The sequence below is a fragment of the Mycobacterium intermedium genome, from assembly GCF_002086275.1.
GTDB classification, from domain to species: Bacteria; Actinomycetota; Actinomycetes; order Mycobacteriales; family Mycobacteriaceae; genus Mycobacterium; species Mycobacterium intermedium.
Genome location: NZ_MVHT01000029.1, coordinates 53,318 through 68,410, shown reverse-complemented (window position 1 = coordinate 68,410; position 15,093 = coordinate 53,318). Strand labels below are relative to the sequence as shown.

Here is a 15,093-nt window from a genome sequence, read left to right as displayed (position 1 = left end):
GCGCGTTTGTACGGCGACACGCCGTGTACGACGTACATTTGCGCGCGCTCGCGGGAAGTTGCCGCGCAGCTAGACGCCGGCGTCGAACCGTCGGGCGCGTAGCGATCGCTTGACGGCGGCCTGGCCTTCCAGGACCAGCCGGCGCAGTGCCGGCGGCACCTCGGACTGCAGGAACTTGTCCGCGGCGGCGACGCCCTCGTCGCTGATGTCCCAGTGCGGGTAGAGGCCGATCACCACCGACTGCGCGACCTCACTGGATCGCCGTGCCCACACTCCCGGTATCGCCTCGAAATAGCGCGCGGTGAACGGCTTGAGCAGTTCCCCTTGCCCCGGTGCGGCGATACCCGCAATGATCGCCCGGCTCGTGGCGTTGGCCAGGGTGTCGTCCTCGACCACCTTGGTGAACGCCTCCTCCTTGACCTGCAGTTGCGGGCGGGCCGCCGCAGCCTGGGCGCCATGCCGCTTGCCGGCAGCGGTCGGGTCGCGTTGCACTTCGGCGTCGATGGTCGGCGTATCCGGACCGTCCGCGTCGATGACCCCCGCGGTGGCCAGCGCGGTCACGATGCGCCAGCGCAGGTCGGTGTCGACATCCAAGCCGGACAGCCCTTGCTCGGCTGGGCTTCCGTCCAGCAGGCCTTGCAGCACCTCCACGTGCCGCGGTGCCAACACCGACGTGCACAGCGCGTTGACGAAGGCGAGTTGGTGATCCGATCCGGGTTCGGCGTCACGGGCCAATTCGAGCAGCCGGTCGGCCAGTTGTGGCCAGCCGTGCTCACGCGCCCAACCAGGCTCGGCGTAGGAACCCACGGCCGTCTGCGCCTGCAGCAACAGCCTCTGCAACACCGTGACCTCGGTTTCGGCATGGACCCCGCCCAACACCAACGCCACGAAGTCGCGGGCGCGCAGCTCCGCCTCCCGCGTCATCTCCCAGGCGGCCGACCACACCAGCGAGCGGGGCAGCGGTTCGGCAATGTCGGCGATGCGCTCGAGTGCCGTCTGCAGCGACTCCGGGTCCAACCGCAGCGCGCAATACGTCAGGTCGTCGTCATTGATCAGGACCAGTTTGCCGCGCGAAAGCCCAACCAGCGCAGGGACATCCGTGGACGGACCCTCGATGTCGATCTCCTCGCGGTGAACCCGCACCAACTTTCCGGATCCGTTAGCGTCCTCGTCGTCGTAGATCCCGATGGCCAGGCGGTGCACGCGGGTCTCACCCGCGCCGGGCGCCGCGCCAGTCTGAGTCACCGCGAACCGGGTGAACTTGCCGTCGGCGTCGACGTCGAAGTCGGCCCGCAGCGTGTTCAAGCCGGTGGTCCGCAGCCACTGCTTTCCCCAGTCGGACAGGTCGCGCCCCGAGGACTTCTCCAATGCGGTGACGAGATCGCTGAAGGTGGCGTTGCCGAAGGCGTGCGTCTTGAAGTAGTCGCGCAGGCCGGTCAGGAACTGCTCCAGGCCGACGTAGGCGACCAGCTGCTTGAGCACGGAAGCGCCCTTGGCATAGGTGATCCCGTCGAAGTTCACCTCGACCGCATGCAGGTCGGGGATGTCCGCGGCGATCGGGTGCGTGGACGGCAACTGGTCCTGCCGGTACGCCCACGATTTCTCGACGGTCGCGAAGGTGGTCCAGGCTTCGGTGTATTCGGTGGCCTCGGCCTGGCACAGCACCGAGGCGAAGGTGGCGAAGGACTCATTGAGCCACAGGTCGTCCCACCACGTCATGGTCACCAGGTCGCCGAACCACATGTGGGCCATCTCGTGCAGCACCGTCTCGGCGCGTCGCTCGTAGGAAGCCCGAGTGACCTTGCTGCGGAAGACGTAATCCTCGAGGAACGTCACCGCGCCTGCGTTTTCCATTGCGCCGGCGTTGAATTCGGGCACGAACAGCTGGTCATACTTGCCGAACGCATAGGGAATGCCAAAGTTGTTGTGGTAGAAGGTAAATCCTTGCTTGGTCTCGGTGAACAGCCGCTCGGCGTCCATGTACTCGGCCAGCGAGGCGCGGCAGAAGATGCCCAGCGGGATGTCCCCGTGTTCGTCGCTGTAGGTGTCGGTCCAGCGCGCGTAGGGCCCGGCGATCAGCGCCACCAGGTAGGTGCTCATCCGCGGCGTGGTGGCGAAGACGTGGACGCCATCGGTGACGCTCACGGTGGCGCCGTTGGACACCACCTGCCAATGCGCGGGCGCTTTGACCCGCACGTCGAAGGTCGCCTTGAGGTCGGGTTGGTCGAAGCAGGCGAACATGCGCTTGGCGTCGGCGGTTTCGAACTGCGAGTACAGGTAGGTCTCGCCGTCGACGGGATCGACAAAGCGGTGCAGGCCCTCGCCCGTGTTGGAGTAGCGGCAGTCCGCATCGACGACGACAGTGTTGCGCTTCGCCAGGCCACGCAGTGGGATCCCGGTCGACTCGTCGTAGTCGGAGACGTCGAGTTCCTTGCCGTTGAGGGTGGCGCTGTGGATCTTGTCGGCGGCGATGTCGAGGACGGTGTCGGCGCCGGGCAGCGCGTCGAACACCACGGTCGTGGTGGACCGGAACGTGCGTTCGCCGGGTGCGCCGTTGCCGTCGGTCACATCGAGATCGATTTGGTAGCTGTCGACGGTAACCAGCGCGGCGCGTTCGACAGCCTGGTCGCGGGTGAGATTTGGAAGTGCCACGCGTCCAACTTACGTGGCTGTGCCGACGGGGCGGGAACAGGAGCGCGCCCAGTACGGTTGTGCCCAATGGCTCATCGACCGCCAGGAGAGGACCCCCAAATGCCCGAGAAGTCTGAAGCCGGTTTCTGGTTCGACCCGTTGTGTCCGTGGTGCTGGATCACCTCACGCTGGATTCTCGAGGTGGAAAAGGTCCGTGACATCGAGGTCAGCTGGCACGTCATGAGCCTGGCGGTACTGAACGAGAACCGGGAAGACCTGCCCGAGCAATATCGCGAAAACATGAAGAGGGCGTGGGGGCCGGTACGGGTGGCCATCGCCGCCGAGCAGGCTCACGGTTCCAAGGTGCTCGAGCCGCTGTACACCGCGATGGGCACCCGGATTCACAATGAGGGCAACAAGGACCTCGACGAGGTGATCAAGCTGGCGCTGGCCGACGCCGGCCTGCCCGCCGAACTGGCCGAGGCCGCGACGAGTACCGAATACGACGAGGCCCTGCGCAAGAGCCACCATGAAGGGATGGACGCCGTCGGCCCCGATGTCGGCACCCCGACCATCCACGTCAACGGCGTCGCGTTCTTCGGGCCGGTGCTGTCCAAGATCCCGCGCGGTGAGGAGGCCGGGAAGCTCTGGGACGCGTCGGTGACCTTCGCGTCGTACCCACACTTCTTCGAGCTGAAGCGGACCCGCACCGAGGCGCCCACGTTCGACTGACCGGGCCGGCGGCGTCGGGCGTCCGAGCGCTCCGGCTTGGCGGCGTCGTGCAGAATGTCCGGCATGCGCGTCTACCTGGGTGCTGACCACGCCGGATATGAACTCAAACAGCAGATCATCGAGCATCTGAAGCAACACGGCCACGAACCGATCGACTGCGGCGCGTTCAGCTACGACGCCGACGACGACTACCCGGCGTTCTGCATCGAGGCGGCATCGCGCACGGTCGCCGATCCGGGCAGCCTCGGCATCGTGCTGGGCGGGTCGGGCAACGGAGAGCAGATCGCCGCCAACAAGGTGCCCGGAGCGCGCTGCGCGCTGGCATGGAGCGTCGAGACCGCATCATTGGCGCGTCAGCACAACAACGCTCAGCTGATCGGCATCGGCGGCCGCATGCACACGGTGCCCGAGGCCCTCGCGATCGTCGACGCATTCCTGTCCACCCCGTGGTCGGAAGCCGAACGCCACCAACGTCGCATCGACATCCTCGCCGAATACGAACGCACCCACGAAGCGCCGCCGGTGCCCGGCGCTTCGAAGTAGGGGCGTCTAGACGTGCCCGAAGGGCACACGCTGCACCGGCTGGCCCGGCTGCATCACCGCCGCTTCGCTCGTGCGCCCGTCGCCGTGTCCAGCCCGCAGGGCAGGTTCGCCGATGCCGCCGCCGTGGTCAACGGGCGGGTGCTGCGGCGCACCAGCGTCTGGGGCAAGCACCTGTTTCACCACTACGAGGGCGGCAAGGTGGTGCACGTGCATCTCGGGCTCTACGGCGCCTTCACCGAGTGGGCGCTTACGCCCGGCGAACCGCTACCGGAGGCGGTGGGCCAGGTCCGCATGCGCATGGTCGGGGCCGAATACGGCACCGACCTCCGCGGCCCGACGGTGTGCGAACTGATCGACGAGGGGCAAGTGGCCGACGTGTTGGCCCGGCTGGGACCCGACCCATTGCGCAGCGACGCCGACCCAGCCTGGGCGTGGAGCCGGATTGCCAAGTCCCGCCGGCCCATTGGCGCGCTGCTCATGGACCAGACGGTGATGGCCGGGGTGGGCAACGTGTATCGCAGCGAGTTGCTCTACCGGCACAACATCGATCCCTACCGGCCGGGTCTGAAGATCGGCGAGGCGGAGTTCGACGCGGCGTGGACCGATCTGGTCGCGTTGATGAAGGTCGGTTTGCGTCGCGGCAAGATCATCGTGGTCCGGCCCGAACACGACCACGGACCGCCGTCTTACGCGCCGGGACGGCCGCGCACCTACGTGTACCGCCGCGCCGGCGAGCCCTGTCGGGTGTGCGGCGAAACGATCCATACCGCCGTGCTGGAGGGCCGCAATGTCTTCTGGTGCCCGGTCTGTCAAACCTGACCGGCAGGGACGCTGAGCGCGGCTTGCACCGCCGAGACTCAGGATTCGGGTAGCACTCCGAGGGCGCGGTAGACCTCGTTGCTCAGCGCGACGCTGCGCGGGTCCGCGTTGGCCTTGCTGGCGTCGAATCGGTTCATCACATACCCGTAGCCGATGCGGTGTTCCAGGTCGACGAAGCCGAAGGAACCACCCAGGCCGCCGTGGCCGAAGATCCGCGTATTCGGCCCGTTGATCCCGCGCTGGTTGAGCATGTAGCCCAGGCCCCACCCGTGGTCGGCGACCCGGGGCCCGAGCACCAGGTCGGTTTCGTAGCCGCCCTGGCACACCCGAACCCGGTCCATGTGCTCGCGGCTGAGCAGCCTTTCCTGGGCGAGCGCGTTGTAGAACGTCGCCAATCCCAGCGCGGACACTTGGCCGTTGGTGCCGGGGAACTCGAGCTCGCGCCACAACTCCAAGTCGTGCGAGCCGAGCTCGTCGTCGGGGGCGAAACCCATCGCGATCGACAACCCCGCCTTGGGGTGTTCCACCAGGCTGGTCGGATAACCCGGGGCGTGTACATCGGCCAGCAGATCCCGGGCATGCGGCTTGTTCACTCGCTCCGCGCAGCGCCGCTGTTCCTGCCGGGACAGGCCGATGTGGACGTCGGCGCCCAGCGGTTCGGCAATCTCGGTGCGCAGATATTGCCCCACCGTGCGCCCGGTGATCCGCCGGAACACCTCGCCGAGGATGAACCCGAAGGTCGTCATGTGGTAGCCCTGCGCCGTGCCCGGTTCCCACCACGGCTCGGCCATCGCCAGCTGCTCACAGACGAAGTCCCAGTCCGCCACTTCTTCCCAGTGCAGCCGCTTGTTCGGGCCGATGACACCGGAACGGTGACTGAGCACCATCGCCACGGTGATGGCTTCCTTGCCCGCCTGGCCGAATTCGGGCCAGTAGCGAGCCACCGGCGCCTCCAGGTCCAGCTCGCCGCGGTCGGCGAGTTGGTGCACACAGGTGGATGTCAGCCCCTTGGTGCCCGACAGCACGGTGGTCAGGGTGTCTTGTTGCCACGGCCGCGTTCCGGCGCCGTCGGCCGAGCCGCCCCATAGGTTGACGACGAGTTCGCCGTCGACGTACACCGCGACCGCGGCGCCGACCTCGTGGCGTAGCGCAAAGTTGCGCTCGAAGGCTTCGCGGACCTTGATGAATTCCGGCGCACAGGTGCCCTGCACCTCAGGGTGGCTAAGGTCGCTCATGGGGTCGCTCATGGCGCCTTTCTGTGTACCAATATTCGGTGCTCAAGCACCAGACCGGAGCGGGCGACGGGAATCGAACCCGCGTCGCTAGTTTGGAAGACTAGGGCTCTACCATTGAGCTACGCCCGCGTGTTTAAGTCGAGCCAGACGATACGTGGTGGCGGAGATCAAATCTAATCGACGCGGTTACGTGACCGTGTCGTGAGGTCTGTGAGGGTCGAGAGGTCTGAGAGAAATCTCCGTGAGGTCGGTGCGGACTTAGCGCGGCTGGGCCGTAGGATCGCGTGGTCAGCGCCGGGGTGTAGCGCAGCTTGGTAGCGCATCCGCTTTGGGAGCGGAAGGCCGCAGGTTCAAATCCTGTCACCCCGACCAGCAGGAATCGGCCGGAACTAATTACAAGGAGCAACCCGTGAAGAGCACCGTCGAGCAGTTGAGCCCCACCCGGGTTCGCATCAATGTGGAGGTGCCTTTCGCCGAGCTGGAACCAGACTTCCAGCGGGCCTACAAGGAGCTGGCGAAGCAGGTGCGGTTGCCCGGCTTCCGGCCGGGAAAGGCACCGGTCAAGTTGCTGGAGGCGCGGTTCGGTCGCGAGCAGCTGCTGGACCAGATCGTCAACGACGCGGTGCCCAGCCGGTACGGCCAGGCCCTGGCCGAGTCGTCGATCCAGCCACTCGGTCGCCCGGAGATCGAGGTGACCAAGAAGGAATACGGCAAGGACATCGCGTTCACCGCCGAGGTCGACATTCGCCCGAAGATCACCCTTCCGGACCTGAGCACGTTGAAGGTCACCGTGGATCCGGTCGAGGTCACCGACGAGGACGTCGACGCCGAACTGGAGGCACTGCGCGTTCGCTTCGGCACGCTGACTCCGGTGGAACGGCCGGTGCAAGACGGTGATCTGATCACCATTGACCTGTCCGCCACCGTCGACGGCGAGGACGTGCCGAACGCGGCCGCCGAGGGGCTGTCCCACGAGGTTGGATCCGGCCGACTGATCGCCGGCCTGGACGACGCGGTCACCGGGCTGTCGATCGACGAGTCGCGCGTCTTCACCGCCAAGCTGGCCGCCGGCGAGTTCGCCGGCCGGGATGCGGATGTCACGGTCACCGTCCGAACCGTCAAGGAGCGCGAACTGCCGGAGCCCGATGACGAGTTCGCCCAGCTGGCCAGTGAGTTCGACACCATCGACGAGCTGAAGGCCGACCTGCGCGAAAAGGTGCTGCAGGCCAAGCGCGCGCGTCAGGTGGAGGAGATCCGCAACGCCACCTTGGACGTGTTGGTCGAGCAGGTCGACGTTCCGTTGCCGGAGTCGTACGTGCAGGCCCAGTACGACGGCGTGCTACACAGCGCGCTGAGCGGCCTCGAACACGATGAGGCCAAGTTCAACGAACTGCTCGCCGAGCAGGGTTCGTCGCGTGAGAAGTTCGAGGAGGAGGCGCGCAGCGCCTCCGAGAAGGACGTCAAGCGGCAGCTGTTGCTCGATGCGCTCGCCGATGAACTGAAGGTTCAGGTCAGCCAGGACGACCTGACGCAGCGGTTGCTGACGACGTCGCAGCAGTACGGCATCGAGCCGCAGCAGCTGTTCGCCTACCTGCAGGAGAACAACCAGCTGCCTTCGATGTTCGCCGACGTGCGCCGCGAGCTGGCCGTCAAAGCCGTCGCCGCGGCGGCGACCGTCACCGACACCGACGGCAACGAGATCGACACCACCGAGTTCTTCGGCACCCCGCCCGGAAACGATGTGACGGACCTGCTGGGCGATGACGCAGACGCAGCAGACTCAGCAGACTCAGCAGAAGACGACGTGGATGACGACGGCGACACCGACGACTCCGAAGACACCGAAGACAACGCCAAAGACGCTGACTGACGGGCGCGATTTGACGCTGTGAGCGAACGCGGCCATTTCATGGGCCGCGTGACCGTCCAACAGCGCGCGCGGTTGGTTAGGGTCGGTGCAACAGGCAACACGAGAAAGCAGGTAACCCAGTCGTGACTCACATGCGTTCGAACTCGTTGGGTCTCAACCTCACGGACTCCGTCTATGAGCGCTTGCTGTCCGAGCGCATCATCTTCCTGGGTTCGGAGGTGAACGACGAAGTAGCCAACCGGCTGTGTGCGCAGATTCTGCTGCTTGCGGCGGAGGACGCGGACAAGGACATCTCGCTGTACATCAACTCGCCCGGCGGCTCGATCAGCGCAGGCATGGCGATCTACGACACCATGGTGCTCGCGCCGTGCGACGTCGCCACCTACGCGATGGGCATGGCCGCCTCGATGGGCGAGTTCTTGTTGGCGGCCGGCACCAAGGGCAAGCGTTTCGCGCTACCGCACGCCCGGATCCTGATGCACCAGCCACTGGGTGGCGTGACCGGTAGCGCGGCCGACATCGCGATCCAGGCCGAGCAGTTCGCCGTCATCAAGAAAGAGATGTTCCGGCTCAACGCCGAGTTCACCGGCCAGCCGATCGAGCGCATCGAGGCCGACTCGGACCGCGACCGGTGGTTCACCGCACAGGAAGCCTTGGAGTACGGCTTCGTGGACCACATCATCACCCGCGCCGCCCACATCAGCAGCAATGGAGAAGCCCAGTGAACCCTCAGGACCCCCGGATCCAGCCCCAGGCGCGCTACATCCTTCCGTCGTTCATCGAGCACTCCAGCTTCGGTGTCAAGGAGTCCAACCCGTACAACAAACTGTTTGAGGAACGGATCATCTTCCTCGGCGTGCAGGTTGACGACGCGTCGGCCAACGACATCATGGCGCAGCTGCTGGTGCTCGAGTCGCTGGATCCCGACCGCGACATCACCATGTACATCAACTCGCCGGGTGGTGGCTTCACGTCGCTGATGGCCATCTACGACACCATGCAGTACGTGCGCGCCGACATTCAGACGGTGTGCCTGGGCCAGGCGGCTTCGGCCGCCGCCGTGCTGCTCGCCGCCGGCACCCCGGGCAAGCGGATGGCGCTGCCCAACGCGCGCGTGTTGATCCACCAGCCGTCGTTGTCGGGCGTGATCCAGGGCCAGTTCTCCGACCTGGAGATCCAGGCCGCCGAGATCGAGCGGATGCGCACGCTGATGGAAACGACCCTGGCCCGGCACACCGGTAAGGACGCCGCGCAGATTCGCAAGGACACCGACCGCGACAAGATCCTGACGGCCGAGGACGCCAAGGACTACGGCATCATCGACACCGTTCTCGAGTACCGGAAGCTGTCGGCGCAGAAGGCCTAACGAAGCGCGCGCCGCACGGCAGCGATGTCGTCGGGCCGGACCCGGCAACAGCCGCCGATGATGCGCGCGCCCGCGGCCGCCCACTGCACGGCGAGGTCGGCGGAAAACGTGCGGAGGCCGGTCCAGGTGCGGCCGTTCCACAGTTCACCGCTGTTCGGATAGACGATCACCGGCTTGCCGGTGGACGACGCCACCTCGATGGCCGGCATTACGTCGGCTGGCGCGCAGCAGTTGACCCCGACCGCGACGATCTCCGGCACTCCGACGGCCACCGCGAACGCGTCGGCGAGCGACTGCCCCGCGCGGGTGTACCCCCCGTCGATCGTGTAACTCAACCAGGCCGGCACGCCGAGCCGGCTCACCAGGTCGACCAGAGCTTCGGCTTCATCGGTGTCCGGGATGGTCTCCAACGCCAACACATCCGCACCGGCGGCGGCCAGCACCTCGAGTCGTGGCAGGTGCCATTGCCGCAACGCATCGACGCTCAGCCCGTAGCGGCCGCGGTATTCGGATCCGTCCGCCAGCGCGGCGCCGTACGGCCCGACCGACGCCGCCACCCACCGGCGGTCTGCGGCTTCACTGGGTTCATTGGCTTCACTGGCCGCGTCGTGTCGCGCCGCGACCGCGAGTTCGACACTGCGCCGCAGCAGCCGGACCACTTCGTCGCGGTCGAGTCCGCGCGACGCGAAGCCGTCGAACGACGCCTGGTAACTGGCCGTCGTGGCGATCTGCGCGCCGGCGCGAAAAAACGCCGCGTGCACCGCGCGGATTGCCTGCGGAGCGTCCAGCAGTAACCGCGCCGACCACAACGGGTCCGACAGATCGTGGCCGCAGGCCTCGAGCTCGGTGGCCAGGCCGCCGTCGCTGGTCAGCACCGATTCGACGGCTAATTCCACGGCGCCACTCTAAAGCTGGCTGTAGGGTGGGCGGCTAGGGACTGGCCAGCACGGCAGGCCCGTGAGCTTCGGGGGCGTAACGACCGCGACACGCCAGAGACACGCAAGCGCGTCTCGTCGAGTAGTGAACGTCAACGGGCTATATGTTCATTCAGACGAAGAGGGCTTGAATATCACTGACGCTATTCGGTGCTAACGGTCGCGTACGGCCGATGCAAACGGGTAGCGTCGGGGATTACACGCGGCATACCAGTACGAACGGCGAACAGGAAGTAGGGCCTGAGGCAACATGGCGCGCATTGGAGACGGCGGTGACCTGCTGAAGTGCTCGTTCTGCGGGAAGAGCCAAAAACAGGTCAAGAAGCTGATCGCGGGTCCCGGTGTGTACATCTGCGATGAGTGCATCGACCTGTGCAACGAGATCATCGAAGAAGAACTCGCCGACGCCGACGACGTAAAACTTGACGAGCTGCCCAAGCCCGCCGAGATTCGCGAATTCCTCGAGGGCTACGTGATCGGACAGGACACCGCCAAGCGGACCCTGGCCGTCGCCGTCTACAACCACTACAAGCGGATCCAGGCCGGCGAGAAGGGCCGCGACTCCCGCCACGAGCCCGTCGAGCTGACCAAGTCCAACATCTTGATGCTGGGTCCGACCGGCTGCGGCAAGACCTACCTCGCGCAGACGCTGGCCAAGATGCTCAACGTCCCGTTCGCCATCGCCGACGCCACCGCGTTGACCGAGGCCGGTTACGTCGGTGAAGACGTCGAGAACATTCTGCTCAAACTCATCCAAGCCGCCGACTACGACGTCAAGCGTGCCGAGACGGGCATCATCTACATCGACGAGGTGGACAAGATCGCCCGCAAGAGCGAGAACCCGTCGATCACTCGCGACGTCTCCGGCGAGGGTGTCCAGCAGGCCCTGCTGAAGATCCTCGAAGGCACCCAGGCGTCGGTTCCCCCGCAGGGTGGTCGCAAGCACCCGCACCAGGAATTCATCCAGATCGACACGACGAACGTGCTCTTCATCGTCGCGGGCGCCTTTGCCGGGTTGGAGAAGATCATCTACGAGCGGGTCGGTAAGCGCGGCCTGGGCTTCGGCGCCGAGGTGCGGTCGAAGGCCGAGATCGACACCACGGACCACTTCGCCGACGTCATGCCCGAAGATCTGATCAAGTTCGGTTTGATCCCCGAGTTCATCGGCCGCCTGCCGGTCGTGGCCTCGGTGACGAACCTGGACAAGGAGTCGTTGGTCAAGATCCTCTCCGAGCCCAAGAACGCGTTGGTCAAGCAATACGTGCGGCTCTTCGAGATGGACAACGTCGAGCTGGAGTTCACCGACGACGCACTGGAAGCGATCGCCGACCAAGCGATCCACCGCGGCACCGGAGCCCGCGGTCTGCGCGCGATCATGGAAGAAGTCCTGCTACCGGTGATGTACGACATCCCGAGCCGCGACGACGTCGCCAAGGTGGTTGTCACCAAGGAGACCGTGCAAGACAACGTGTTGCCGACGATCGTGCCGCGGAAGCCCTCCCGCGCCGAGCGCCGCGACAAAACGGCCTAGCGCCGCCCTAGACTCGAGCCGTTCCGATCCGGCCGCAGAGGGTACTCCGCGGCTCAAACTAGAACGTGTTCTAGTTTGATTGGGCGGCGCCTCATTGAGATCTGATTAACCATTGCGCGCCGAAGTGACCAAAACCACAGTTTGGTCTGCAAATAACTGCTCGCAGTCGTTTGACGTCGGCTTTTAGGGTGTGCCGAGGCTTGTTCACGCGGCCGGTCGGTGCAAGCACTTCCTTAAAGTAATGCCATAATTGGTACCAGTGGTGACAGAAATGTTGAGTACGAAGGTTAGCCACCCCGAACGCGCGTAACCTAAGGCTGCGACGGAGTGCCTATCCGGAAACTGATGGAAGGCGAAGACGTGGAGTCGAACGGCAACGGGGCCGGGCGAGAGGCTCAAGCGGAGTCTACAAACGGAAATTCCCGCGCTCGCGTGCCCCGGCAGCGCCTGGAAAACGTCGTCATCCGATTCGCAGGAGACTCCGGCGACGGCATGCAGCTGACGGGCGACCGATTCACGTCGGAGGCGGCCCTCTTCGGCAATGATCTGGCGACCCAGCCGAACTATCCCGCCGAGATCCGGGCACCCGCAGGGACCTTGCCTGGTGTTTCGTCCTTCCAGATTCAAATCGCGGACTACGACATCCTGACCGCGGGTGACCGGCCGGACGTGTTGGTCGCGATGAACCCGGCGGCACTGAAGGCCAATATCGGCGACCTGCCGCGCGGCGGCATGGTGATCGCCAATGCCGACGAGTTCACCAAACGTAATCTCACCAAAGTCGGCTACGTAACCAATCCCTTGGAGACCGACGAGCTCGAGGAATACGTCGTCCACTCCGTCGCCATGACGTCGCTGACGTTGGGCGCGGTGGAGTCGATCGGCGCGTCCAAGAAGGACGGTCAGCGGGCCAAGAACATGTTCGCGCTGGGCTTGCTCTCCTGGATGTATGGACGCCCGATCGAGGCGAGCGAGAAGTTCATCAGGGAGAAGTTCGCGCGTAAACCAGATGTCGCCGAGGCCAATGTGCTGGCGCTCAAGGCGGGCTGGAACTACGGCGAAACCACCGAGGCGTTCGGTACCACCTACGAAGTCTCGCGGGCGAAGTTGCCGAGCGGTGAGTACCGGCAGATTTCGGGCAACACCGCGCTGGCCTACGGCATCGTCGCGGCCGGGCAGCTGGCCAATCTGCCGGTCGTGCTGGGCAGCTACCCGATCACCCCGGCGTCGGACATCCTGCACGAGTTGTCGAAGCACAAGAACTTCAACGTCACCACCTTCCAGGCCGAAGACGAGATCGGCGGCATCTGCGCGGCCATCGGTGCCTCCTACGGCGGTGCGCTGGGCGTCACCAGCACCTCTGGTCCCGGCGTCTCGCTGAAGTCCGAGGCGATGGGGCTCGCGGTGATGACCGAGCTGCCGCTGATCGTCATCGACGTGCAGCGCGGTGGGCCGTCCACCGGGCTCCCCACCAAGACCGAGCAGGCCGATCTGCTGCAGGCGCTGTACGGGCGAAACGGCGAGTCGCCGGTGGCGGTGCTGGCGCCGCGGTCGCCGTCCGACTGCTTCAACATCGCCATCGAGGCGGTGCGTATCGCGGTCGGCTACCACACGCCGGTGATCGTGCTGTCCGACGGCGCGATCGCGAACGGCTCGGAGCCGTGGCGCATCCCGGATGTCACCACTTTGGAGCCCATCCAGCACACCTTCGCCAAGCCGGACGAGCCGTTCCAGCCCTACAACCGCGACCCGGAAACGCTGGCCCGCCAGTTCGCGATTCCGGGAACGCCGGGCCTCGAGCACCGGATCGGCGGACTTGAGGCCGCCAACGGTTCGGGCGCCATCTCGTACGAGCCGGTCAATCACGACCTCATGGTCCGGATTCGCCAAGCCAAGATCGACGGCATCACCGTGCCGGATGTTGAGGTCGACGACCCGACCGGAGACGCCGAACTGCTGCTCATTGGGTGGGGAAGTTCCTACGGTCCCATCGGCGAGGCATGCCGGCGGGCCCGCCAGAAGGGCATCAAGGTCGCGCACGCCCATCTGCGGCACCTGAGCCCCTTCCCGAAGAACCTCGGCGACGTGCTGCGGCGTTACCCGCAAGTCGTGTGCCCGGAGATGAACCTGGGTCAACTTGCGTTGTTGCTGCGCGGCAAATACCTGGTCGACGTGCAATCGGTCACCAAGGTTCAGGGGCTCTCGTTCCTGGCCGACGAGATCGGCCGCGTCATCCGGGCCGCGCTCGGCGGGACGCTGGCCGAGATCGAGCAGGACAGAACGCTGGTCGCCAAACTTGGCGCGGCCACGGTTGGGGCAGGAGCACACGAATGACTAACGCGACCAGTGAACTGGTTGGGGCCGACCTGGGACTCACACCGAGGCTGACCAAGAACGATGGGGTCCCCGCGCTTTCTCCCGAAGACCCGCCCCAGAAGGGCAAGGACTTCACCAGCGACCAGGAGGTGCGTTGGTGCCCGGGCTGCGGTGACTACGTCATCCTCAACACCATCCGCAACTTTCTGCCCGAACTCGGTTTGCGGCGCGAGAACATCGTGTTCATCAGCGGCATCGGCTGCTCCAGCCGGTTCCCCTACTACCTCGAGACCTACGGTTTCCACTCCATCCACGGTCGGGCCCCGGCGATCGCGACCGGTCTGGCCCTCGCCCGCGAGGACCTCTCGGTGTGGGTGGTCACCGGTGACGGCGACGCGTTGTCCATCGGTGGCAACCACCTGATCCACGCCCTGCGGCGCAACGTGAACATCACCATCCTGTTGTTCAACAACCGGATCTACGGGCTGACCAAGGGGCAGTACTCGCCGACGTCGGAGGTTGGCAAGATCACCAAGTCGACGCCGATGGGCTCGCTAGACCACCCCTTCAACCCGGTGTCGTTGGCGTTGGGTGCCGAGGCGACGTTCGTCGGCCGCGCACTGGACTCCGACCGTGCGGGACTGTCCGAGGTGCTGCGTGGTGCCGCGCAACACCGCGGGGCGGCACTCGTCGAGATCATGCAGGACTGCCCGATCTTCAACGATGGGTCGTTCGATGCGCTGCGCAAAGAGGGCGCCGAAGAGCGGGTCATCAAGGTGAACCACGGCCAACCGATCGTGTTCGGCGCCAACGGCGAGTACTGCGTGGTGAAGTCGGGCTTCGGGCTTGACATCGCCAAGACGGCCGATGTGGCCGCCGAGGAGATCGTGGTTCACGACGCGCATGCCGACGACTCGGCGTACGCCTTTGCATTGTCGCGGCTGTCGGACCAGAACCTCGACCACATGGTGATGGGCATCTTCCGCGACGTGAGTCGGCCCACCTACGACGACGCGGCTCGCGCACAGATCCAGGCCGCCAAGAAAACGAAGCCGTCCGACACCGCCGCGCTGCAGTCACTGCTGCGCGGACGCGACACCTGGACCGTTGACTGA

12 protein-coding genes and 2 tRNA genes are annotated in these 15,093 nt (G+C 65.6%); 10 read left to right on the top strand and 4 right to left on the bottom strand.

What is annotated here, in order from left to right; translation table 11 throughout:
• Positions 1-69: 69 nt before the first annotated feature.
• On the bottom strand, positions 70-2,652 hold the full coding sequence (gene pepN, locus BST27_RS12685) for an aminopeptidase N (RefSeq protein WP_069417367.1): 2,583 nt from the start codon (positions 2,650-2,652) through the stop codon (positions 70-72).
• Between the two features lie 99 nt (positions 2,653-2,751).
• Here pepN and BST27_RS12680 point away from each other — a divergent pair, with 99 nt between their 5' ends.
• From BST27_RS12680 to BST27_RS12670, 3 genes are all read left to right on the top strand, one after another.
• A complete protein-coding gene (locus BST27_RS12680) occupies positions 2,752-3,363 on the top strand; it encodes an Rv2466c family mycothiol-dependent reductase (RefSeq protein WP_069417368.1) in 612 nt (203 codons plus the stop codon).
• A 63-nt stretch (positions 3,364-3,426) separates the two neighbouring features.
• Entirely contained in the window at positions 3,427-3,906 is a 480-nt protein-coding gene (locus tag BST27_RS12675; RefSeq protein ID WP_069417449.1) for a ribose-5-phosphate isomerase, read from the top strand.
• Between the two features lie 12 nt (positions 3,907-3,918).
• Positions 3,919-4,725 carry an Fpg/Nei family DNA glycosylase gene (locus tag BST27_RS12670; protein ID WP_069417369.1) on the top strand — a complete coding sequence of 269 codons (807 nt, stop codon included), beginning with the start codon at positions 3,919-3,921 and terminating at the stop codon, positions 4,723-4,725.
• Positions 4,726-4,763: 38 nt separating this feature from the next.
• On the opposite strand, the gene BST27_RS12665 is transcribed toward BST27_RS12670, so the two are convergent.
• Both BST27_RS12665 and BST27_RS12660 read right to left on the bottom strand, forming a co-directional pair.
• A complete protein-coding gene (locus tag BST27_RS12665) occupies positions 4,764-5,960 on the bottom strand; it encodes a serine hydrolase domain-containing protein (RefSeq protein WP_069417450.1) in 1,197 nt (398 codons plus the stop codon).
• A 58-nt stretch (positions 5,961-6,018) separates the two neighbouring features.
• Positions 6,019-6,089: transfer RNA gene (locus BST27_RS12660), tRNA-Gly, on the bottom strand.
• Between the two features lie 166 nt (positions 6,090-6,255).
• Here BST27_RS12660 and BST27_RS12655 point away from each other — a divergent pair.
• The 4 genes from BST27_RS12655 to clpP2 all read left to right on the top strand — a co-directional run bounded on the left by BST27_RS12655 (position 6,256) and on the right by clpP2 (position 9,196).
• Positions 6,256-6,332: transfer RNA gene (locus tag BST27_RS12655), tRNA-Pro, on the top strand.
• 37 nt (positions 6,333-6,369) lie between these two features.
• Complete coding sequence (gene tig, locus BST27_RS12650; RefSeq protein WP_069417370.1) at positions 6,370-7,830, top strand: trigger factor; 1,461 nt, start codon at positions 6,370-6,372, stop codon at positions 7,828-7,830.
• Between the two features lie 131 nt (positions 7,831-7,961).
• The gene (clpP1, locus tag BST27_RS12645) at positions 7,962-8,555 is read left to right on the top strand and encodes an ATP-dependent CLP protease proteolytic subunit ClpP1 (RefSeq protein WP_069417371.1); all 594 of its coding nucleotides are present in this window, start codon (positions 7,962-7,964) and stop codon (positions 8,553-8,555) included.
• Positions 8,552-9,196, top strand: a complete 645-nt coding sequence (clpP2, locus tag BST27_RS12640) for an ATP-dependent CLP protease proteolytic subunit ClpP2 (protein WP_069417372.1) — start codon at positions 8,552-8,554, stop codon at positions 9,194-9,196. The genes clpP1 and clpP2 overlap by 4 nt, the downstream gene beginning before the upstream one ends.
• On the opposite strand, the gene mmuM is transcribed toward clpP2, so the two are convergent.
• Positions 9,193-10,092 (bottom strand): homocysteine S-methyltransferase, encoded by a 900-nt coding sequence (mmuM, locus tag BST27_RS12635; RefSeq protein WP_069417373.1) that lies wholly within the window; start codon positions 10,090-10,092, stop codon positions 9,193-9,195. The genes clpP2 and mmuM overlap by 4 nt on opposite strands.
• 289 nt (positions 10,093-10,381) lie before the next feature.
• Here mmuM and clpX point away from each other — a divergent pair, with 289 nt between their 5' ends.
• The 3 genes from clpX to BST27_RS12620 all read left to right on the top strand — a co-directional run bounded on the left by clpX (position 10,382) and on the right by BST27_RS12620 (position 15,093).
• The gene (clpX, locus tag BST27_RS12630; RefSeq protein WP_069417374.1) at positions 10,382-11,662 is read left to right on the top strand and encodes an ATP-dependent Clp protease ATP-binding subunit ClpX; all 1,281 of its coding nucleotides are present in this window, start codon (positions 10,382-10,384) and stop codon (positions 11,660-11,662) included.
• 360 nt (positions 11,663-12,022) lie between these two features.
• Positions 12,023-13,996 carry a 2-oxoacid:acceptor oxidoreductase subunit alpha gene (locus tag BST27_RS12625; RefSeq protein ID WP_372515511.1) on the top strand — a complete coding sequence of 658 codons (1,974 nt, stop codon included), beginning with the start codon at positions 12,023-12,025 and terminating at the stop codon, positions 13,994-13,996.
• Entirely contained in the window at positions 13,993-15,093 is a 1,101-nt protein-coding gene (locus BST27_RS12620) for a 2-oxoacid:ferredoxin oxidoreductase subunit beta (protein WP_069417376.1), read from the top strand. The genes BST27_RS12625 and BST27_RS12620 overlap by 4 nt, the downstream gene beginning before the upstream one ends.